The organism is Bradyrhizobium sp. cir1 (assembly GCF_014198245.1).
Lineage (GTDB): Bacteria > Pseudomonadota > Alphaproteobacteria > Rhizobiales > Xanthobacteraceae > Bradyrhizobium.
Window position 1 is genome coordinate 29,310 of record NZ_JACIHE010000039.1, and the last position, 20,169, is coordinate 49,478.

Consider the following 20,169-nt stretch of genomic DNA (forward strand, 5'->3'; position numbering starts at 1 on the left):
TTCACTTGGCTAGTTGGCGGCCCGCTGTCAATAGCGCATTACGAGAGAAAGACATGCCCGTGACGGGGGCCAGACCATGTGGTACCTGCGCGCCAGCCCACGGGGCCTATTCAAGGACACAATCTTGACCCATTCCGACCAACCGCGGCCGCTCCAGTCTCGCGCGAGCGGCCAACTGACCGGGAAAGTACGGGTGCCCGGGGACAAGTCGATCTCCCATCGCGCCCTCATCCTCGGCGCGCTCGCGGTCGGCGAGACCAGGATTTCGGGCCTCCTGGAGGGCGAGGACGTCCTCAACACCGCCAAATCCATGCAGGCGCTGGGCGCCGCGGTCGAACGCACCGGCGATTTTGCCTGGAAGGTGAACGGCGTCGGGGTCGGCGGCTTTGCCCAGCCTAGGGCGCCGCTGGATTTCGGCAATTCCGGCACCGGCTGCCGGCTGGTCATGGGCGCCGTCGCCGGCTGCCCGATCTCGGCGGTGTTCGACGGCGATGCCTCGCTGCGCAGCCGCCCCATGCGCCGGATCCTCGATCCGCTCGAAAAGATGGGTGCGAAGGTCATCTCCGGCGGCGAGGGCGGGCGTCTGCCGCTGACCCTGCAGGGCGCGCGCGATCCGCTGCCGATCACCTACAAGACCCCGGTCGCCTCGGCCCAGATCAAGTCGGCGGTGCTGCTGGCGGGCCTCGCCGCGCCGGGCACGACCACCGTGATCGAGACCGAGGCCAGCCGCGACCACACCGAGCTGATGCTGAAGCATTTTGGCGCGGACATCGCCTCGGTGCAGGAAGGTCAGCACGGCCGCCGCATCACGCTGGTGGGCCAGCCAGAGCTGCATGGCGCCAATGTCGTCGTGCCCGCTGACCCCTCGTCGGCTGCGTTCCCGATTGTCGCGGCGTTGATCGTCGAGGGTTCGGATGTCGTCCTCTCCGATGTCATGACCAATCCTCTGCGCACGGGCCTTTTCACGACGCTGCGTGAAATGGGCGCTTTCATCGAGGAAAGCGAAGTGCGGGGCGATGCCGGCGAGCCGATGGCGCGCTTGCGCGTGCGCGCCTCAAAGCTGCGCGGCGTCGAGGTGCCGCCGGAGCGCGCGCCCTCGATGATCGACGAATATCTGGTGCTGGCGGTGGCGGCGTCCTTCGCCGAAGGCACCACCATCATGCGCGGCCTGCAGGAGCTGCGCGTCAAGGAATCCGATCGCCTGGAGGCCACCGCCGCCATGCTGCGCGTCAACGGCGTCAAGGTCGAGGTCTCCGGCGACGATCTGATCGTCGAGGGCCGCGGCCATGTCCCCGGCGGCGGCACTGTCGCCACCCACATGGATCATCGTATCGCGATGTCGGCGCTGGTGATGGGCTGCGCTTCCGACCAGCCGGTGACCGTCGACGACACCGCCTTCATCGCCACCAGTTTCCCGGATTTCATTCCGATGATGCGTTCGCTAGGGGCCGAGTTTTCATGATTATCGCCATCGACGGGCCCGCGGCCTCGGGCAAGGGCACGCTCGGCAAGCGTCTCGCCCACCATTACGGCTATCGTCATCTCGATACCGGCGTGATCTATCGCGCGGTGGCCTATGCCCTGATGCAGTCCGGTCATGATCTCCGGGACGAGGCGGCTGCGGTGCAGGCCGCATTGGAGCTCGATCCCGAAAGGTTCGGCAATCCCGCGCTGAAGACCCAGGAGGCCGGCGAGGGTGCCTCGATCGTCTCGGCGATCCCCAGGGTCCGCGAGGTCCTGGTCAATTTCCAGCGGCAATTCGCCGCCGATCCGCCGGGAGCGGTGCTGGACGGCCGGGACATTGGAACCGTGATCTGCCCCCATGCCGACGTGAAGATTTTCGTCGTGGCCGACCCCAAGGTCCGCGCCCGCCGCCGCACCATGGAGGCGAGGGCCAGGGGCGAGGAGGCGGATGAGGCCGCGGTGCTCGCCGACATCATCCGGCGCGACGAGCGCGACAAGAACCGGCCGATTGCGCCATTAAAACCGGCCCCGGATGCTTACTTGCTAGATAACTCCCAACTGGATATAGAAGGCGGCGTCCGGGCCGCCATCGACATTATCGAGGCCGTCCGAGCGGGCCGGTCGCGGGGTTAAGCCGCAGCCGTCATTGGAGGAAGCGCCCGCTCCCGCTCTTTGAGGTCGATACTCTCGGTCCCTGTTTCGGGGACCGGCACGATCCAGGCTCCGGACAAAGATTTTCACGTATCGAACGCGCGGGCCTCAGCCGGCCCGCTTCCGCTGTTCCGCCTTCAGGCCGGAGCAGCGAGCGGTCGCTCGAAGGTTTTGCGGACCTTCCGACACTGCGTGTGCGATGCGCCCATGAACCCAACGGCCGGCAAGACATCCGCAACTGGAGAACAAATGGCTTCGACTTCTGCTGATACCTATAGCCCCTCGCGTGACGATTTCGCCGCGATGCTCGACGAGTCCTTCGCAGGTGGCAACCTGCAGGAAAGCTCCGTCGTCAAGGGCAAGGTTGTTGCAATTGAAAAGGACATGGCCGTCATCGACGTCGGCCTGAAGACCGAGGGCCGCGTCGCCCTCCGCGAATTTTCCGGCCCCGGCCGTGACTCTGACCTCAAGGTCGGCGACGAGGTGGAAGTGTTCCTCGATCGCATCGAAAACGCCCTCGGCGAGGCCGTGCTGTCGCGCGACAAGGCGCGCCGCGAAGAGAGCTGGGGCAAGCTCGAGAAGGCGTTCCAGAACAACGAAAAGGTCAACGGCGTCATCTTCAACCAGGTCAAGGGCGGCTTCACCGTCGACCTCGACGGTGCCGTGGCCTTCCTGCCGCGCTCGCAGGTCGACATCCGTCCGATCCGCGACGTTGCGCCGCTGATGAACAACTCGCAGCCGTTCCAGATCCTCAAGATGGACCGCCGCCGCGGCAACATCGTCGTCTCCCGCCGCACGGTTCTCGAAGAGACCCGCGCCGAGCAGCGTCAGGAGCTGGTGCAGAACCTCGAAGAGGGTCAGGTCATCGACGGCGTGGTCAAGAACATCACCGATTACGGTGCGTTCGTTGACCTCGGTGGCATCGACGGCCTGCTGCACGTCACCGATATCGCGTGGCGCCGTGTCAACCATCCGACCGAGGTGCTCTCGATCGGCCAGACCGTGAAGGTCAAGATCATCAAGATCAACCACGAGACGCACCGCATCTCGCTGGGCATGAAGCAGCTGCTGGACGATCCGTGGCAGGGCATCGAAGCCAAGTACCCGCTGGGTGCCCGCTTCACCGGCCGCGTCACCAACATCACCGACTACGGTGCGTTCGTCGAGCTCGAGCCGGGCATCGAAGGCCTGATCCACGTCTCCGAGATGTCGTGGACCAAGAAGAACATGCACCCCGGCAAGATCGTGTCGACCTCGCAGGAAGTCGACGTGCAGGTGCTGGAAGTCGATTCCGTCAAGCGCCGTATCTCGCTCGGTCTCAAGCAGACCATGCGCAACCCGTGGGAGGTCTTCGTCGAAGGTCACCCGACCGGTTCGGTGGTCGATGGCGAGGTCAAGAACAAGACCGAGTTCGGTCTGTTCCTGGGTCTCGAGGGCGACGTCGACGGCATGGTCCACCTCTCCGACCTCGACTGGAAGCTTCCGGGCGAGCAGGTGATCGACAACTACAAGAAGGGCGACATGGTGAAGGCCGTGGTGCTCGATGTGGACGTCGAGAAGGAGCGTATCTCGCTCGGCATCAAGCAGCTCGAAGGCGACCCCTTCGCCGAGCCGGGCGATGTCAAGAAGGGCGCGGTCGTGACCTGCGAAGTGCTCGAAGTGAAGGAGAGCGGTATCGAGGTGAAGATCGCCGGTACCGACTTCACCACCTTCATCAAGCGCTCGGAGCTCGCCCGTGACCGCAACGACCAGCGCGCCGAACGCTTCGCCGTCGGCGAGAAGGTCGATGCCCGCGTGATCCAGTTCGACAAGAAGGCCCGCAAGGTCCAGGTGTCGATCAAGGCGCTCGAAGTCGCCGAAGAGAAGGAAGCCATCGCGCAGTACGGCTCCTCCGATTCGGGTGCGACGCTGGGCGACATCCTCGGCACCGCGCTCAAGAATCGCGACAACAAGTAAGCGAAACGCAGGTTTTGCTGCATCAAAGCCCCGGCGCGAGCCGGGGCTTTTTGTTGCTGCCTCCACGAACTCCGCTGTCGTCCCGGACAAGCGCGCTCAAAGCGCGCGCCGATCCGGGACCCATAACCACAGGGAGCGGCTTGGCGCGGGCTGGTAACTCCGAGTCTTCGCCAAACTCAATCCTGTGGGTATGGATCCCGGATCAGCGCTCCGCCCTGGACAACGCTACGCGTTGCCAAGAGCTGCGCTTGTCCGGGATGACGAGGAGCGTGTGACAGGGGCTCGGCCTCCACCAGACCCCAGCCTTCATTTCTTCAAATTGCGCCGCAATTGATGTATCCAGACAAGCCAATGCTTACGTTGTGACGGCACAACGCCTCTGGCCATTCATTTGGAGATATTCCGATGTCGCTCGATTCGGACATCATCGTCGATCGCCGCAGGATCCGCCGCAAGCTGACGTTCTGGCGTGTCATGGCGGCGCTGATCGCGATCGCTGCGATTGCGAGCTTTGCGCTGATCGCGACACCCGGTGCGCGCGGCACGTTCGCGGCCGCCGGCTCGATCGCGCGGGTCCAGATCGAGGGCCTGATCCGCAGCGATTCCGATCGCACGCAGGCGCTGGAGCGGCTCGAGAATTCGCAGGCCGCCGCCGTCATCGTTCACATCAACTCGCCGGGCGGCACCACCGCCGGCTCCGAGCAGCTCTATGACTCGCTCGTGCGGCTGAAGGCGAAGAAGCCCCTCGTCGTCGTGGTCGAAGGTCTCGCCGCCTCGGGCGGCTACATCACGGCGATCGCGAGCGACCACATCGTCGCCCAGCAGAGCTCGCTGGTCGGCTCGATCGGCGTTCTGTTCCAGTATCCCAACGTCACCGAGCTCTTGAAGACCATCGGCGTCAAGGTCGAGGAGGTGAAATCCTCGCCGCTGAAGGCGGCGCCCAACGGCTTCGAGCCGACGAGTCCCGAAGCGCGCGCGGCGCTCGATGCGCTGGTGAAGGACTCCTACGCCTGGTTCAGGGGCCTGGTGAAGGAGAGGCGTGGCATGGATGACGCACAGCTCGAGAAAGTGGCTGACGGCCGCGTCTTCACCGGACGCCAGGCAATCGATCTCAAGCTGATCGATCAGATCGGCGACGAGAAGGCTGCGGTGACCTGGCTGGTCGAGCAGAAGGGCGTCAAGAAGGGGCTTCCCGTTCGCGATTACAAGCTCCAGCCGCGTTTTGGCGATCTGCCGTTCCTCAAGACGGCGGCCGCCGTGACGCTGGAAGCGCTTGGTTTGGGCTCGATCGCGCATCAAATCGGGCAAACCGGCGTCGCGCAGGCGGTCGACCGACTCGGAATGGATGGAATGCTGGCGTTGTGGCAGCCGGCCGCATCAAACTGACTGGGACGGGCGAGTTCCCGAGGGTTTTCTCGCCTTGCGAGTGTAGGGGCAGCCCGCTTTTTCGGCATTTGTCACGCACTTTCCCGACGCTCAACCTTGATTTAGCGTCTTGACAGATCACGGTATTTTCACGGAAATGGTCATCCGCACGCTTCCGGGTCCTATCTCTCGATGATCAAATCCGAACTTGTTCAGCGTATCGCCGAGCACAACCCGCATCTGTACCAGCGGGATGTCGAGAACATTGTGAATGCGATTCTCGAAGAGATCGTAGCGGCCCTCGCGCGCGGTGACCGCGTCGAGCTGCGCGGCTTCGGTGCCTTCTCGGTCAAGCATCGCCCGGCGCGCGCCGGGCGCAATCCACGCACCGGCGCCCATGTGCCCGTCGACCAGAAGAGCGTTCCGTTCTTCAAGACCGGCAAGGAAATGCGCGAGCGGTTGAACCGCGACCATCCGGATCCCGGCGCGGCAGACTAAGGCCGGAGCCAGGGTTTTTCGCGGTCGCTCAGGATGCGGCCGGAAGCTTGATTCAAGGCGAGCGAAGCGAGATGCGAAAGTTCCTGACCGCGCTGATCGTGATTCCGCTGGGCCTGATCCTGGCGACCTTTGCGGTGGCCAACCGGCATTTCGTCACGGTCTCCTTCGATCCCTTCATCTCCGACGACCCCTCATTCTCGGTCACCATGCCGCTGTTCCTGCTCCTGATCCTGGTGGCTGCCCTGGGCGTCGTGGCGGGCGGCTGTGCGGTCTGGTTCGGCCAGCGGCGCTGGCGGCGGGCCGCGCGCCGGCATGAGGCCGATGCCCGGGCTGCGCGGGGCGAACTGGCCGATCTGCGGGCCCAGGTGGCCGCGGCGAGGCCCGAGACGCAGCGCCTCCCCGTTCCCTCGGGGGTAGGCCTTTACGGGCCCATCGGGCGAGACAAGCAGCGCGCGACGTTGTAGAAGCGGCCCCGACCGAAAACCCTGTTTTCCGGCCGCGCCTTGCGGCCGCTACCCGCTTTGAGACCATGTCCCTGCTCGTCAAAATCTGCGGCCTGTCCACGCGCGAGACGCTTCAAACAGCGCTCGACGCCGGCGCCGACATGGTGGGGTTCGTGTTCTTTCCGCCGTCGCCCCGGCACCTGTCGCTGGAGGCCGGGCGCGACCTTGGCCGGCAGGTGAAGCAGCGCGCGTTGAAAGTGGCGCTCACGGTCGATGCCGACGACGCCACGCTCGACAACATCATGGACGCGCTGTCGCCGGACATTTTCCAGCTCCACGGCAAGGAGAGCGTCGCCCGGCTGCGCGACATCAAGCAGAAGTTCGGCCGCCCCGTGATGAAGGCCGTGCCGGTTGCAGCCGCGGCCGATCTCGCCGTGCTGCCCGGCTATGCCGCGGTCGCCGACCGCATCCTGTTCGACGCGCGTGCGCCCAAGGATGCGACGCGGCCCGGCGGCCTGGGGGCACCGTTCGACTGGCACCTGCTCGAAAACCTCGATCTGAAGCTGCCCTACATGGTCTCGGGCGGACTGCACGCCGACAACGTCGCGGAGGCTCTCCGCGTCACCCGCGCCGGCGGCGTCGATGTGTCCTCCGGTGTCGAGAGCGCCCCCGGCGTCAAGGACCCCGAGATGATCCAGGCCTTCATTCGCGCCGCGCGCGCCACCCAGGATGCAAGTCAAGAGTTGAGCGTTCGATGAACATCGCCAAACCCAATTCCTATCGCAGCGGCCCCGACGAGCGCGGCCATTTCGGCATTTTCGGCGGACGCTTCGTCGCCGAAACCCTGATGCCGCTGATCCTCGATCTGGAGAAGGCCTACACCGCGGCCAAGGCCGATCCGGCCTTCCAGGCCGAGATGAACGGTTATCTCAAGAACTATGTCGGCCGGCCTTCGCCGCTCTATTTCGCCGAACGCCTGACCGAGCATCTCGGCGGCGCAAAAATCTACCTCAAGCGCGAAGAGCTCAACCACACCGGCTCGCACAAGGTGAACAACGTGCTCGGCCAGATCATGCTGGCGCGGCGCATGGGCAAGAAGCGCATCATCGCCGAGACCGGCGCGGGCCAGCACGGTGTCGCCACCGCGACGCTGTGCGCGCGCTTTGGCCTGGAATGCGTGGTCTATATGGGCGCCGTCGACGTCGAGCGGCAGCAGCCCAACGTGATCCGCATGGAGATGCTGGGCGCAAAGGTGGTCCCGGTGCAGTCGGGCACGCGCACGCTGAAGGACGCCATGAACGAAGCGCTGCGCGACTGGGTCACCAACGTGCACAACACGTTCTATTGCATCGGCACGGTGGCGGGCCCGCATCCCTATCCGACCCTGGTGCGCGACTTCCAGTCGATCATCGGCAACGAGACCAAGGCGCAGATGCAGGAGGTCGAGGGACGCTTGCCGGATTCGCTGGTCGCCTGCATCGGCGGCGGCTCGAACGCGATGGGCCTGTTCCATCCGTTCCTCGATGATCCCTCCGTCGAGATCTTCGGCGTCGAAGCCGCCGGCCATGGCCTCACGCAGCTGCATGCGGCCTCGATCGCGGGCGGCCGTCCCGGCGTGCTCCATGGCAACCGCACCTATCTCTTGATGGATGCCGACGGCCAGATCCAGGACGCGCATTCGATCTCGGCCGGGCTCGACTATCCCGGCATCGGCCCCGAGCATTCCTGGCTGCACGAGGTCGGCCGCGTCAATTATCTCTCCGCGACCGACGACGAGGCGCTCGCTGCATTCCAGCTGCTGTCAAAGCTCGAAGGCATCATCCCCGCGCTCGAGCCGGCGCATGCCATCGCCAAGGTGATGGAGCTCGCACCGAAGCGGCCCAGAGATCACCTGATGGTCGTCAATCTCTCCGGCCGCGGCGACAAGGACGTCCCGCAGGTCGGCGACATCCTGAGGGGCAAGAAGTGACCACGCGTATCGATACCCGTTTTGCCGAGCTGAAGAAGCAGGGCCGCTCGGCCTTCGTCACCTATGTGATGGCCGGCGATCCCGATCTCACGACTTCGCTCAATATCGTCAAGGCGCTGCCCAAGGCAGGCGCCGACGTCATCGAGCTTGGCATTCCCTTCACCGATCCGATGGCGGATGGTCCCTCGATTCAGGCCGCAGGTCTGCGCGCGCTCAAGGGTGGCATGACCTTGAAGAAGACGCTGGAACTGGTGCGCGACTTCCGCAAGGACGACAACGTCACGCCGCTGGTGCTGATGGGCTATTACAATCCGATCTACATTTACGGCGTCGACGAGTTTCTGGCTGATGCCAAGACGGCCGGCGTTGACGGCCTGATCATCGTCGATTTGCCGCCGGAGGAGGACGACGAGCTCTGCATTCCCGCGCTGAAAGCGGGCCTGAACTTCATTCGCCTCGCGACCCCGACCACCGACGACAAGCGCCTGCCCGCGGTGCTCGCGAACACATCAGGCTTTGTCTATTACGTCTCTATCGCCGGCATCACTGGTGCAGCGGCGGCAGACGCCAATGCCGTTGGTGAAGCTGTCGCGCGCATCAAGCGGCATACCAAACTGCCGATCTGCGTTGGTTTTGGCATCCGCACGCCGGAGGCGGCGCGCGCCATTGCCGAGAAGGCCGATGGTTCTGTGGTCGGCACCGCGCTGGTGGACGCGCTTAAGAACAGCCTCGATGCCGAGGGCCGGGCCACCGCCAAAACCGTTGACGCCGTGGCCGAGCTGACGGCGGCCCTGGCCCAGGGCGTCAAGGGCGCGAAGCAAGCGGCCGAATAGGCCAAAATTCCGCTCTTCGGGCGGGCGACACGGCGGCTTGCCGGGCCGGGGCCCGGCCGCCATATATCCCTTCAGGCGATCCCCAGCGGGATCGCACATCGGAGCAAACCATGAACTGGCTTACCAATGTGGTCCGGCCGAAGATCCGCAACATGCTGCGGCGGGAGACGCCGGAGAATCTGTGGATCAAGTGCCCGGATTCCGGGCAGCTCGTGTTCTACAAGGACGTCGAGGCCAACCAGTTCGTCATCCCCGGCTCGAACTACCACATGCGCATGGGCGCGGTGGCGCGTCTGAAGTCGATCTTTGACAACGAGACCTGGTTCGATGTCGCGCTGCCCGACGTCACGCCCGATCCGCTCAAGTTCCGCGACGAGAAGAAATACGTCGACCGCATCAAGGATGCGCGAGCGCGAACCAACCTCAATGACGCGATCAAGGTCGGCTATGGCAAGCTCGAAGGTGCCGCCGTCGTCGTCGCCGTGCAGGATTTCGATTTCATGGGCGGCTCGCTCGGCATGGCCGCGGGCGAAGCCATCGTGCGCGGGCTGGAGCTCGCCGTCGAAAAGAAGTCGCCCTTCATCGTGTTCGCGGCTAGCGGCGGCGCGCGCATGCAGGAAGGCATTTTGTCGCTGATGCAGATGCCGCGCACCACCGTCGCGGTGCAGATGCTGCGCGAGGCAAAGCTGCCCTACATCGTCGTGCTGACCAATCCGACCACCGGCGGCGTCACCGCCTCCTATGCGATGCTGGGCGACGTGCAGATCGCCGAGCCCGGCGCGCTGATCGGCTTTGCCGGCGCGCGCGTGATCGAGCAGACCATCCGCGAGAAGCTACCTGAGGGTTTCCAGCGTGCCGAATATCTCAAGGAGCACGGCATGGTCGACATGGTCGTGCATCGGCACGATCTGCGCCCGACCCTGGCGCGGCTCTGCCGCCTGCTGACCAAGGCGCCGGCGCAGGAAGGCGCATCGAAGCCGGCGCAACCGGTGACGAGCCCGGCGCAGATCGTATCGGCCGCCGAGACGGCGCCGGCCGCGCCCCACGCGTGAACGCCTCCTCTGACAGTGCAAAGACGCCGCTCGGCCAAGTGATCGGGCGGCTGTCGACCCTGCATCAGAAGCGCATCGATCTCGGGCTGGAGCGGATGCACCGCCTGCTCGAGCGGCTTGGCCACCCCGAACGCACGCTGCCGCCGGTGATCCACATCGCCGGCACCAACGGCAAGGGCTCGACGGTCGCCTATCTGCGCGCGACGCTGGAGGCCGCCGGCCTGCGCGTCCACACCTACACCTCGCCCTATCTGGTCCGCATCAACGAATGCTTCCGGCTCGGCCGCGTCGGTGGCGGCGTGCTCGTCAGCGACGACGAGCTGCGCGCCGCGCTGGAAGAGGTCGAGCGCGTTAATGCCGGTGAGCCCGCGACCGTGTTCGAGCTGAAGACCGCTGCGGCGTTTCATCTGTTCGCGCATAACCCGGCCGACGCCGTGCTGCTGGAAGTTGGCCTCGGTGGCCGGCTCGATTCGACCAATGTGATCGATACGCCGGCGGCCTGCGTGATCACGCCCGTCAGCATGGACCACATGGATTTCCTAGGGGACACGCTGACCTCGATCGCCGGCGAGAAGGCCGCGATCATCAAGCGCGGCGTCCCCGTGATCTCGGCGGAGCAGTCGCCGGAGACGATGGCCGTGATCGAGGCGCAGGCCAAGCGCATGCGTGCGCCGCTGTTCGCTGCGAACGAAAGCTGGCATGTTAATGTCGAGCACGGACGGCTGGTTTACTCCGACGACCGCGGCCTGATGGATCTCGCAGCGCCGCGCCTGTTCGGCCGCCATCAGTTCGACAATGCCGGCCTTGCGATCGCGACGCTGCGCGCGATTCCGACCTTCAAGGTCAACCAGGCGGCCTTCGAGGCCGGCATCGTCGGTGCCGAATGGCCGGCGCGGATGCAGCGCATCACCTCGGGAGAGCTGCTCTCGTGGGGACCGCAAGGCTCGGAGATCTGGCTCGACGGCGGCCATAATGTCGAAGGCGGGCGCGTCGCGGCCGCCGCGCTCGGCGATCTCGAAGAGCGGGTGTCGCGGCCGCTGGTGGTCATCGCCGGCATGATGGCCAACAAGGATGCGCAAGGCTTTCTCGCCAATTTCGCCGGCCTCACCCGCCATATCATCGCGGTGCCGATCCCCGACACCGAGAATGCGATGCCGGTCGACCGCCTCGCCGAAGCGGCGCGCAGCCTCGGCATGCGCATCGAGACCGCGCCCGGTATCGAGGCCGCGCTGCGCGCGCTGTCGAAGCTGGCTTACGAGGTGCCGCCGCGTATTCTGATCACCGGCTCGCTCTATCTTGCCGGCCACGTGCTCGGGCTCAACGGCACGCCTCCTGCATAGAAGTCTCGTGTACTCGATACGAGATTGGGAATGCCGATGCGTTTTGCCGCGATCGCCGACGTCCATGGAAACTATCTCGCGCTGGAGGCGGTGCTCGCCGACATCCGCGCCCACGGCATCGCCGACATCGTCAATCTCGGCGATATGCTGAGCGGCCCGCTCGATGCGCGCCGCACCGTCGAGATCCTGATGCAGCTCGATGCCGTGCACGTGCTCGGCAATCACGATCGCTATCTTCTCGACCGTCCGCCGGAGAAGATGGGCTCGTGGGATCGCCCCGCCCATGCAGCGCTCAACGCCGCGCAGCTCGAATGGCTGCGCGCGCAGCCGATGACGCGCGTGTTCCGCGACCGGGTCTTCCTCTGCCACGCGACGCCCGAGAACGACGAAGTCTATTGGCTCGACACCGTGAATCCCGATGGCACCGTCGCGCTATCGCCGCTCGACCGGATCGAGCAGTTCGCGGAAGGAATCACGCAATCGCTGATCCTGTGCGCCCACACCCATCTGGCCCGCGCGGTGCGGCTTCGCGACGGAAGGTTGATCGTCAATCCCGGCAGCGTCGGCAGCCCCGGCTATCGCGACGTGCATCCGTTTCCGCATGTGGTCGAAGCCGGCACGCCGCACGCGCGCTATGCGATCCTCGAACGCGTGGACGACGCCTGGCAGGTAACGTTCCGCCACATCGCCTACGATCACGAAGCAATGGCCGCGCTCGCGCGCCGCAACAATCAGCCGGAGCTCGCGAACGCGCTGGCGACAGGGTGGATCAAATAGCGCCGCTTTGCTCTGGGGTTTGACTTCGTGATAAGTGCGCTTGATAGCAGCGTAAATATCGAAGAGGGAGTGCGCAATGGACGACGGACATGTCTGGCGAGACGAATATGCGATCGAGACGTCTGCAACCGCAGAGACGATCTGGGGTATCTTTCGCGATGTGCCCGGCTGGAAAACCTGGAACGCAGGGATCGAGCAGATCGATATCGATGGGCCATTTGCCGCCGGCACCTGGTTCACGATGAAGCCCCCCGGCGAGGAGACGCTACGCTCCCAACTGATCGAGGTCCGCGAGAACGTCTGCTTCGTCGATGAAACGCGGGTCGGCGACCTCGTTATCACAGTCGCTCATCGCATCGAATCGCTGGTCGATTCTCTTGGCCCTGTGCGCACGCGCATCGTTTACGCCGCGGACGCGCGAGGGCCGCAAGCGTCCGAGATCGGTCCGGCTGTGGCGTCTGACTTTCCCGATGTTCTCGCCAGTCTTGCCAAACTTGCCGAAACGAGATCGGCATGATTGCCGCCGACAAGAAGCAGAACGGCCGGCGTGACGCCGGCCGTTGTCGAAACCAGAATGCGCCGCGGATCACACCGCCGACGTGATCCACTGCTGCAGCTTCGCCTTCGGCGCCGCGCCGACCTGGCGGGAGGCCATCTCGCCGCCCTTGAAGATCATCAGGGTGGGAATCGACATCACGCCGTACTTCGACGCCGTCTTCGGGCTCTCGTCGACGTTGAGCTTGACGATCTTGACCTTGTCGCCCATCGCGCCGGCGATCTCGTCGAGAGCGGGCGCAATCATGCGGCAGGGGCCGCACCACTCGGCCCAGAAATCGACGACCACGGGGCCGTTCGCCTTGAGCACTTCGGCTTCGAAATCGGCGTCGGAAACCTTGCTAACGGCCATTGGAGTACCTCACTCGGTTGAAAGAGAATCGGCGCGACGTTGGAATCGCGCCCGGGATCATGCGGTGAACCTATGAACGGCTCCTTGCCGGGTCAAGGACGCTCACACCGAGATGAAGGGATGCCAGCGCCGCGTCCAGCGCGGGGGCTGAAATCTCCATATATTCAAGGGTCTCGGTCCAGAGCAGGACGGCCCTGACGGGCTTTTGGGGATAAAGCCGCGCCAGCACCGCCCGGTACAGCGCAAGCTGCCGGACATAGGCCGCAGGGGCCTCGGCGGCGCTCCTGGGCGCGGTCTGGTTGGTCTTGAAATCGACGATCAAAACCTCGTCCGGACGAACGACCAGCCGGTCGATCTGCCCCGACACCAGCGCCGGCGGTCGGCCCGGCCGCTCCAGCCGGCCGGCAATGGCGACCTCCGCCCGGCTGCCGGCGGCAAAGACCGGGGCAAAACGCGGCTCCGTGATCAAGGCGAGCACCTTGTCGGCCAGTGCAATGCGGTCGGCCTCCGGCCAGTCCGCGGCGTTGCGCGCCATGAAGCCGACCGCAGCCTCGCGCCGGCGCTCGGTGGCGATGTCGGGCAGGGATTGCAGGAGACGGTGCACCAGCGTGCCGCGCAGCAGCGCCAGCGCACGCGACTGCACCGATTCGCCTGTTCGCACGCTGCGGCCTTCCTCGGCCGACTGGCCGGACGGGCGCACGGCATCGTCGTCGATGGTCTCGCGCGGTGCCGGTGTCCGCAGCCAGTCCGGCAGCGCGATGGTCTGGTGCATTGACGTCGCGGGCGTGCCCAGCGCCGCGACATCCTCCGGCCGGGCGAAGCGCGTGACCTTGCCGAGCGGCGTCTCGATCGTCTGCTTGTCGAGGCCCGAGCCGGTGAGACCGGTGTCGATCAAATCGTACCAGCTCAGCTTGCGCACCGTCCTCATGTTGCCGGGCATGCAGCCGCCGACGATCAGCCGGTCGGCCGCACGCGTCATCGCGACATAGAGCAGGCGGCGATATTCGTCCTCGGTCTCCTCGATCATGGCCTTGCGCGCCTCGACGACCGGTTTCGGATCGTCCGCCTTGCGCCCGGCCCAGACCACGACCTCGCCGCCATTACCGCGCGGCACCTGGATCAGCCGCAGCCGCTGCGAGTCCGCGGGCGACGACGTCGTGTCGACCATGAACACGACGGAGGCCTCCAGGCCCTTGGCGCCGTGCACGGTCATCACCCGCACCTCGTCGCGCGAGATCTCCATGTCGCGCTTCACCTCGGTGTCGGCCGAGCGTAGCCAGGCCATGAAACCCTGCAGCGAAGCCGGTGCCTTGCGCTCGTAGTTCAGCGCCAGCTCCAGGAACTCGTCGAGCGCGTCATTGGCCTCATGGCCGAGCCGGCGCAGGATGCGCGCGCGGCCGCCGTCGCCCCCGAGTAGCCAGGCGTAGAAGGCAAACGGCGTCTCCTCGCGGGCGCGGGTCTCGCAGGCTTCCAGGCGCCGCAACGCGGTGGCGAATTTCTCGCTTGTAGCCGCATGCTCGCCGAGGGCGCGGCGCAGCGATCCCTTGCGATCCCAGGCGAGCTGGAACAAATCATCGTCATCGAGCCCAAACAGCGGGCTCTTCAGCGCCACCGCCAGCGCGAGATCGTCCTGCGGCAGCAGCAGCGCGTCCGCAAGGTTCATCAAATCGATGATGCCGATGTGCTCGGTGAGCTTGAGCCGGTCGGCACCGGCGACGGGGATATTGGCGTGCTTCAGCGCCTGGATCACGGCGTCGAACGCGTTGCCGCGCCGGCGCACCAGGATCAGCATGTCGCCATAGCGCAAGGGACGTCGCTCGCCTTCGTGCCCGGTCAGCGTGCCGCTCTCGACCAGCCGCTTGATCTCGGCCTGGATGCGCCGGGCGAGCTTGACCTCGGGGCTGGTCACGGCAACGCCGTCGAACGGCGCGCGCCAGCCCTCGATGTCCTGCCTGTCGTCGGCTTCAGCCAGGTCCCACAGCTCGATCACGCTGGGGCCGGCGTCGGCGAGCGCGTTGTGCAGGGGATGGCCGATCTCGACCGAATGGATGCTCTTGTAGATCTCCGGCTCGCGGAAGACGTGATCGACCGAATGCAGGATCGCGGCGCCCGAACGGAATGAATAGGTGAAGGCGACCGGATCGAATTTCAGCCCGGCGGCGGTGAACTTGCGGTGCAGCTCGCGCCGGCGTGCGTCGAACTCGTGCGGAGCCGCGCCCTGGAACGAGAAGATCGATTGCTTCTCGTCGCCGACGGCGAAGATGGTGCGGTTGAGCCCCTCGCGCGCGCCTTCGCCGGCCGTGAACTCGGAGATGATGTGCGCGACGATGTCCCATTGCCGCGGGCTGGTGTCCTGCGCCTCGTCGATCAGCACGTGATCGACGCCGCGGTCGAGCTTGTAATGCACCCAGCCCGAGGAGACGCGGTCGAGCATCGCCAGCGTCTTGTCAATGAGATCGTCATAGTCGAGCAGGCCACGCTCCTGCTTCTCGCGGCGGTAGTTTGCGGCGGCGGCCGTCGCGATGTGTAAGAGAGCGGCCGTGCGGTCGCGCATGGTCACCGCGCGGCGCTTCTCGATCAATCCGGCGAGGCGCTGCACCTCCGCCTCGAACAGGCGGGCGACGGACGGATTGTGATCGCAGAACTTCTTGGTCAGCACCGCCTTGCGCGGCAGCTTGTCGTCGGTGAGGAAGACGCAGAGATAGGCATCGACCTGCGCGCTGCCGGAAAACACCTTCGCCTCGCGCAGCCGTCCCGCCTGGTCGTTGTCGGATTTGCTGCCGTCCTCCAGCGCGAAGGCGATGTCGTCCCAGCGCGAGCGCGGCAGGAACGGGCCATCCAGAATTTCCGTCTCGACGTCCTCGATGCGGTCGCTTGCGTCAACGCCGAGCACCGCAGCCATCTGCGCCGTTGCGGCTTCCGCGTTACCGGCTTCGTCGGTCCAGGCCATGAAATGATCGCGGCTGAGGCACGCTTCGCGCACGACCTCCTTGAACGTGACATCGGCGGCGCTCGCCATCGCCGTCAACAGCGCACGGCCGGTGACGCTGTCGGAGTCGCGCGCAGCTTCCAGCAGCACCTTCAGATTAGCGCGCTCCATCATGTCGGTCTGGTCGCGCTCGTCGATGACGGAAAAACGCGCCGGCACGTTGGCCTCGAACGGAAACTGCTGGAGCAGGCGGGTGCACAGCGCGTGGATGGTCTGCACCTTCAGCCCGCCCGGCGTCTCCAGCGCGCAGGCGAACAGCTTGCGCGCGTCGCGGCACAGCCTTGCGGTGGGGTGCGGGATGCCAACCGCGACAATCGCCTTCTTGAGCGCATCATCGTCCAGCGTAACCCAATGACCGAGCGTGGTGAACACGCGCTCGGCCATGTTGGCGGCGGCGGCCTTGGTGAAGGTGATGCAGAGGATCTTCTCCGGCGGCACGCCAGACAGCAGCAGGCGGATCACGCGCTGCACCAGCACATGCGTCTTGCCCGAGCCGGCATTGGCCGACACGAAAGCCGACGCAGTCGGATCGGACGCACGCGCCTGCCGCGCGCGCACTTCATCGGGGATCGGGCGCGGCAGTTTCACCATTCCTCGATTCCCAAACCGCCGGCCGCGGACCATTCCTTGATCCGGGCGAGATCGTCATAGGTGCCGTAACGGTTCGCCCACATCGGCAGGTTCAGCGAGGTGTAGGGTTGATTCTCGTCCTCGAAGGCGCGGATCAGCGCTTCCAGCTTGGCGCGCGCTTCCGCGGCCGCCGTATCCGGCGGCTGCGGTTCGTCGCCCTGCTTGTACTTGAGCTCGAGAATGCGCTCCTCGCCCGGCGGATTGTTGCCGCTGAGGCGGACATAGACGAGCTGGCTCACGGAGGCGCCGGCATCGATATCAGGGAAACCGCCCTCGCGCAGGATCGCGGCTTCCAGCGTCAGCTGTGGCGACAGGCCCATGCGGACCTGCTTGCCGGTCGGCGGCTGCCCGGTCTTGTAGTCGAGGATAGCGTAGCCGCCGCCCTGACGCCGCTCGATGCGATCGGCGCGGGCGGAGAGAGTGAAGCTACGCTCATTGTCGAGCCTGATCGAAATCTCGCCGCGCGTCTCGGCCGTGATCGTCTCGATCACGTCACGCCGCGCCGTCTCCCATTCGCCGAACCAGCGCGCGATGCGCTGGAAGCGCGGCCACCACAGTGCACGGGCCTCGGGCCGCTCCATCAGCGGGGCAAAATGCTTCTCGCCAATCGCCCGCAGCGCGCGCGCGGGATCGGGAGGCAGATGCGCTGCGTAGTTTTCCGTGAACTCGCCGATCGCCTCGTGGATCGCGGAGCCGCGGTCTGCGGCCGACAGCGGCATGTCGACGGGGTCGAGCGCATCCAGCCGCAAAATGTACTTGGCGTAGATCGTGTAGGGATCGCGCAGCCAGTCCTCGATCGCGGTCACGGACATCTTCAGCGGCCGCGTCGCGCGCGGCGGCCGCGGCTCGGGCTGCTTGATCGGCCTGACCTCGTCGGGCTGGTCCAGCGCGGCTGCGAACTGCACGTATTTTTCGCCGGCGCGAATGGCCGCCTTCCAGAGTTCATCGCCCGCCACCGCCTCCAGCCGATGCAGGAAGCGCGAAGCCACTGCCGGCGCGCCGCCGGCCTTGGCCGAATGCGTGAGGATGACTTCGTCGCCGCCGAGCAGCTGCGCGAAGTCATGGGCGGACAGGCCGATACGGCGCTCCGGCAGATCGAGCCCGAGCTCATGCCGCATCGGCCGGCTGAGCCAGGGATCGATGCGCGGCGCCGGCGGCCAGACGCCTTCGATCAATCCGCCGATGATGATGCGGTCGGCCTGCATCAGGCGCGATTCCAGCGGGCCGTAGATCTGCAAGCGCGCGCCCGGCCTGTCGCGCCGCCGCACCGCGCGGTCGCCGAACGCGGTCTGGAAGACGTCCGCGTAGTCCGCTAGCTGCACCATCAATCCGCTGGTCGTGCCGCCGCGCAGGAGATCATCGAAGGCGCTGGCGAGCGCGAGGCCTTCGCGCTCCTCGAAAGCCAGCGGAATGCCGGGCTCGTCGCGCGACAGCTCGATCATGATCTCGCGATGCCGGTGCGCAAGCTCGGCGAAGTCATACGGCTTCGACGGCGGCAGGCTCTCGATCGGCGCCAATGCTTGTCGCAAGGCATCGATCAGCGTCTGGATGCGATCGAGATCCTCGGCCTTGAGACGTGCGCGGGGCTCGGCTTTATGGAGCGCAGAGTCCTCGCTGCGCCACAGCTTTGCCAGTTCCTCGCGGAAGCGGTTGAACTCGCGCAAGAGGCCGGCCGTGCCCGCAGGCGGGCGTGTGCCGCGCAAGACCGCGAGCTCGAGGCCTTCGATCGCCGCCTTCCATGCGCCGGGCGCGCGGCCGAGCCGGCACAGCGGATGCTTCAGCATCGCCAGCAGCGTCGGCGGCTCCAGGCCCTTGGTCGCCGCTTCCGCGACAAGGCGCGCAAAGACGCCGGCGGAGGTTTCCATCAGCACGTCGCCGCCTGAATCGTCGAAGGCGAGATCCCATCGCGTCAGCGCGGCCATCACCCGCCGCGCCAGGGCGCGGTCAGGTGTCACCAGCGCCGCCGATTTGTCGAGATGCCGCGCTTCGCGCATCGCAATGGCGATCGCAAGCGCCTCCATTTCGGGATTGGGAGCCTCGACGACTGCAAGATTCTTCATACCGCCGGCGATCTTCGCGGCGACATCGGGCTGCTTCAGCCGGTCGTGCCAGACTTCGGTCTTGGCAGACGGCCGCATCGATTCCGATGCGAGTAGGTCGCGGCCGCCTTCGGCCGGCGGCTGGAGGATTTCGACGTCACTGCGCTTGATGCCAAAACGGTCCAGCAGCGCGTGCATGGCATATTGCGGATGGTTCGAGGCCGGATGCTCCGCGAATTTGCCGAGCGCATCGCGCACGCCGCCGATGGTGCGCCAGGCATCGTCGTCGAGATCGGTGTCGAGGCCCGGCAGCACCACGGCGCCATGCGGCAGCGCCGCGACCGCATGCAGGAATTTTGCGGTGGCCGGCATCGAGCCGGTCGAACCCGCCGCGATCACCGGCCCGTTCGGATGCGCGGTCAGGCGCCTCGCTTCCGCAGCGATCAGGAGATCGCGCCGCGCCGCCGGCTCGATCCGGTTGATCTCGGCGAGATGAGCGGGCCAGGCAATGCGCGCGATGCGCAAAAATTCGAGCGAGTGCTGCCAGTAGCGGTCGAGCATATCAGGCACGAGGCCGTCGAGCGTGCTCCAGTCGACGCCGCGCGTCACCATGTCGTCGATCAGGCGGGCGAGATCGCCGGCAAGAGCAAGCGTCGAGGCGGGGCCGCCGACCACCAGCGGCGCCAGCACCGGGCCTTTGGCCCAGGCGGCGACGAGCTGCGCCAGCGTCAGCCGTCGCTCCAGCTCGCCAAGCCGTGGCGGAATGTCGAGCGGCGTTGCGCCTGAAAACTGCTCGCCTTCGTCGGCGAAGGCGAGCTCGTCCTCGTCGATGTCGCCGAGAGCGACGATGCGCGGCAGCACCACCGCGTCCGCCTTCATCTCGTCGAGAAAAATCTCGCGGACGACGCGCATCGCGCGCCTTGTCGGGAGGTACAGCGTGGCGTCGGCCAGCCGCGCCGGTTCCTTGCGCGCCTCGAAGCCGTCCACCAGCCGGCCGTCGAGCAGGGCCGTGACGACCGTGCGCAGGAACGGGACTGAGATGGGAACGCTGAAAACGCGCATGAGCTGCCTGATTCGGGAATCAGGGCAATATAGGCAACCGGGCTCGAATGGTCATGGGGCGGGGAGGAATCGTCCCCGCTGTTCGCGGGGCTGGCACAGGTGCCGTAGGACCTCCTACCCGTGGTCAAGGGGGAGCGTCCTTGAATAGGGCAATATCGTAGCGCCGTGCTCGATGCAGTCCAGGACGCTGCGCG

Annotated in this window: 16 protein-coding genes; 13 read left to right on the forward strand and 3 right to left on the reverse strand. The window is 66.0% G+C overall.

The window, feature by feature from the left end:
• Positions 1-124 precede the first annotated feature (124 nt).
• From aroA to GGD63_RS37830, 13 genes are all read left to right on the forward strand, one after another.
• Entirely contained in the window at positions 125-1,462 is a 1,338-nt protein-coding gene (gene aroA / locus GGD63_RS37770; protein WP_183250082.1) for a 3-phosphoshikimate 1-carboxyvinyltransferase, read from the forward strand.
• Complete coding sequence (gene cmk / locus GGD63_RS37775; RefSeq protein WP_183250084.1) at positions 1,459-2,097, forward strand: (d)CMP kinase; 639 nt, start codon at positions 1,459-1,461, stop codon at positions 2,095-2,097. Before aroA ends, cmk begins: the two co-directional genes overlap by 4 nt.
• A gap of 267 nt (positions 2,098-2,364) precedes the next feature.
• The gene (rpsA, locus tag GGD63_RS37780; RefSeq protein ID WP_183250086.1) at positions 2,365-4,071 is read left to right on the forward strand and encodes a 30S ribosomal protein S1; all 1,707 of its coding nucleotides are present in this window, start codon (positions 2,365-2,367) and stop codon (positions 4,069-4,071) included.
• A 405-nt stretch (positions 4,072-4,476) separates the two neighbouring features.
• The gene (gene sppA / locus GGD63_RS37785; RefSeq protein WP_183250088.1) at positions 4,477-5,457 is read left to right on the forward strand and encodes a signal peptide peptidase SppA; all 981 of its coding nucleotides are present in this window, start codon (positions 4,477-4,479) and stop codon (positions 5,455-5,457) included.
• Between the two features lie 171 nt (positions 5,458-5,628).
• Positions 5,629-5,934 carry an integration host factor subunit beta gene (locus GGD63_RS37790; protein ID WP_008539997.1) on the forward strand — a complete coding sequence of 102 codons (306 nt, stop codon included), beginning with the start codon at positions 5,629-5,631 and terminating at the stop codon, positions 5,932-5,934.
• Positions 5,935-6,005: 71 nt separating this feature from the next.
• Positions 6,006-6,398, forward strand: a complete 393-nt coding sequence (locus tag GGD63_RS37795) for a lipopolysaccharide assembly protein LapA domain-containing protein (RefSeq protein WP_183250090.1) — start codon at positions 6,006-6,008, stop codon at positions 6,396-6,398.
• Between the two features lie 65 nt (positions 6,399-6,463).
• Positions 6,464-7,135: a phosphoribosylanthranilate isomerase gene (locus GGD63_RS37800; RefSeq protein ID WP_183250092.1), complete on the forward strand. Its 672-nt coding sequence runs from the start codon at positions 6,464-6,466 to the stop codon at positions 7,133-7,135.
• Entirely contained in the window at positions 7,132-8,346 is a 1,215-nt protein-coding gene (trpB, locus tag GGD63_RS37805; protein WP_183250093.1) for a tryptophan synthase subunit beta, read from the forward strand. The genes GGD63_RS37800 and trpB overlap by 4 nt, the downstream gene beginning before the upstream one ends.
• On the forward strand, positions 8,343-9,179 hold the full coding sequence (gene trpA / locus GGD63_RS37810) for a tryptophan synthase subunit alpha (protein WP_183250095.1): 837 nt from the start codon (positions 8,343-8,345) through the stop codon (positions 9,177-9,179). The genes trpB and trpA overlap by 4 nt, the downstream gene beginning before the upstream one ends.
• Positions 9,180-9,289: 110 nt before the next feature.
• Positions 9,290-10,231 carry an acetyl-CoA carboxylase, carboxyltransferase subunit beta gene (accD, locus tag GGD63_RS37815; RefSeq protein WP_183250097.1) on the forward strand — a complete coding sequence of 314 codons (942 nt, stop codon included), beginning with the start codon at positions 9,290-9,292 and terminating at the stop codon, positions 10,229-10,231.
• Complete coding sequence (locus GGD63_RS37820; RefSeq protein ID WP_183250098.1) at positions 10,228-11,571, forward strand: folylpolyglutamate synthase/dihydrofolate synthase family protein; 1,344 nt, start codon at positions 10,228-10,230, stop codon at positions 11,569-11,571. Before accD ends, GGD63_RS37820 begins: the two co-directional genes overlap by 4 nt.
• A 36-nt stretch (positions 11,572-11,607) precedes the next feature.
• Positions 11,608-12,348: a metallophosphoesterase gene (locus tag GGD63_RS37825; protein ID WP_183250108.1), complete on the forward strand. Its 741-nt coding sequence runs from the start codon at positions 11,608-11,610 to the stop codon at positions 12,346-12,348.
• A gap of 76 nt (positions 12,349-12,424) precedes the next feature.
• On the forward strand, positions 12,425-12,865 hold the full coding sequence (locus GGD63_RS37830) for an SRPBCC family protein (protein WP_183250100.1): 441 nt from the start codon (positions 12,425-12,427) through the stop codon (positions 12,863-12,865).
• 69 nt (positions 12,866-12,934) lie between these two features.
• Here GGD63_RS37830 and trxA read toward each other — a convergent pair whose 3' ends face one another.
• The 3 genes from trxA to addB form a co-directional block, all read right to left on the reverse strand.
• Positions 12,935-13,255: a thioredoxin gene (trxA, locus tag GGD63_RS37835; protein ID WP_008540017.1), complete on the reverse strand. Its 321-nt coding sequence runs from the start codon at positions 13,253-13,255 to the stop codon at positions 12,935-12,937.
• Between the two features lie 70 nt (positions 13,256-13,325).
• A complete protein-coding gene (gene addA, locus GGD63_RS37840; protein WP_183250102.1) occupies positions 13,326-16,835 on the reverse strand; it encodes a double-strand break repair helicase AddA in 3,510 nt (1,169 codons plus the stop codon).
• Positions 16,829-19,975 carry a double-strand break repair protein AddB gene (addB, locus tag GGD63_RS37845; RefSeq protein WP_183250104.1) on the reverse strand — a complete coding sequence of 1,049 codons (3,147 nt, stop codon included), beginning with the start codon at positions 19,973-19,975 and terminating at the stop codon, positions 16,829-16,831. The genes addA and addB overlap by 7 nt, the downstream gene beginning before the upstream one ends.
• Positions 19,976-20,169: the final 194 nt, after the last annotated feature.

What these genes read in the sequence shown, in the direction of transcription:
- cmk (WP_183250084.1), top strand. Translation starts at nt 1,459, where the DNA reads ATGATTATCGCCATCGACGGGCCCGCGGCCTCGGGCAAGGGCACGCTC.
- GGD63_RS37830 (WP_183250100.1), top strand. Translation starts at nt 12,425, where the DNA reads ATGGACGACGGACATGTCTGGCGAGACGAATATGCGATCGAGACGTCT.
- GGD63_RS37800 (WP_183250092.1), top strand. Translation starts at nt 6,464, where the DNA reads ATGTCCCTGCTCGTCAAAATCTGCGGCCTGTCCACGCGCGAGACGCTT.
- sppA (WP_183250088.1), top strand. Translation starts at nt 4,477, where the DNA reads ATGTCGCTCGATTCGGACATCATCGTCGATCGCCGCAGGATCCGCCGC.
- GGD63_RS37825 (WP_183250108.1), top strand. Translation starts at nt 11,608, where the DNA reads ATGCGTTTTGCCGCGATCGCCGACGTCCATGGAAACTATCTCGCGCTG.
- addA (WP_183250102.1), bottom strand. Translation starts at nt 16,835, where the DNA reads ATGGTGAAACTGCCGCGCCCGATCCCCGATGAAGTGCGCGCGCGGCAG.
- rpsA (WP_183250086.1), top strand. Translation starts at nt 2,365, where the DNA reads ATGGCTTCGACTTCTGCTGATACCTATAGCCCCTCGCGTGACGATTTC.
- GGD63_RS37790 (WP_008539997.1), top strand. Translation starts at nt 5,629, where the DNA reads ATGATCAAATCCGAACTTGTTCAGCGTATCGCCGAGCACAACCCGCAT.
- accD (WP_183250097.1), top strand. Translation starts at nt 9,290, where the DNA reads ATGAACTGGCTTACCAATGTGGTCCGGCCGAAGATCCGCAACATGCTG.
- GGD63_RS37795 (WP_183250090.1), top strand. Translation starts at nt 6,006, where the DNA reads ATGCGAAAGTTCCTGACCGCGCTGATCGTGATTCCGCTGGGCCTGATC.
- addB (WP_183250104.1), bottom strand. Translation starts at nt 19,975, where the DNA reads ATGCGCGTTTTCAGCGTTCCCATCTCAGTCCCGTTCCTGCGCACGGTC.
- trpB (WP_183250093.1), top strand. Translation starts at nt 7,132, where the DNA reads ATGAACATCGCCAAACCCAATTCCTATCGCAGCGGCCCCGACGAGCGC.
- trxA (WP_008540017.1), bottom strand. Translation starts at nt 13,255, where the DNA reads ATGGCCGTTAGCAAGGTTTCCGACGCCGATTTCGAAGCCGAAGTGCTC.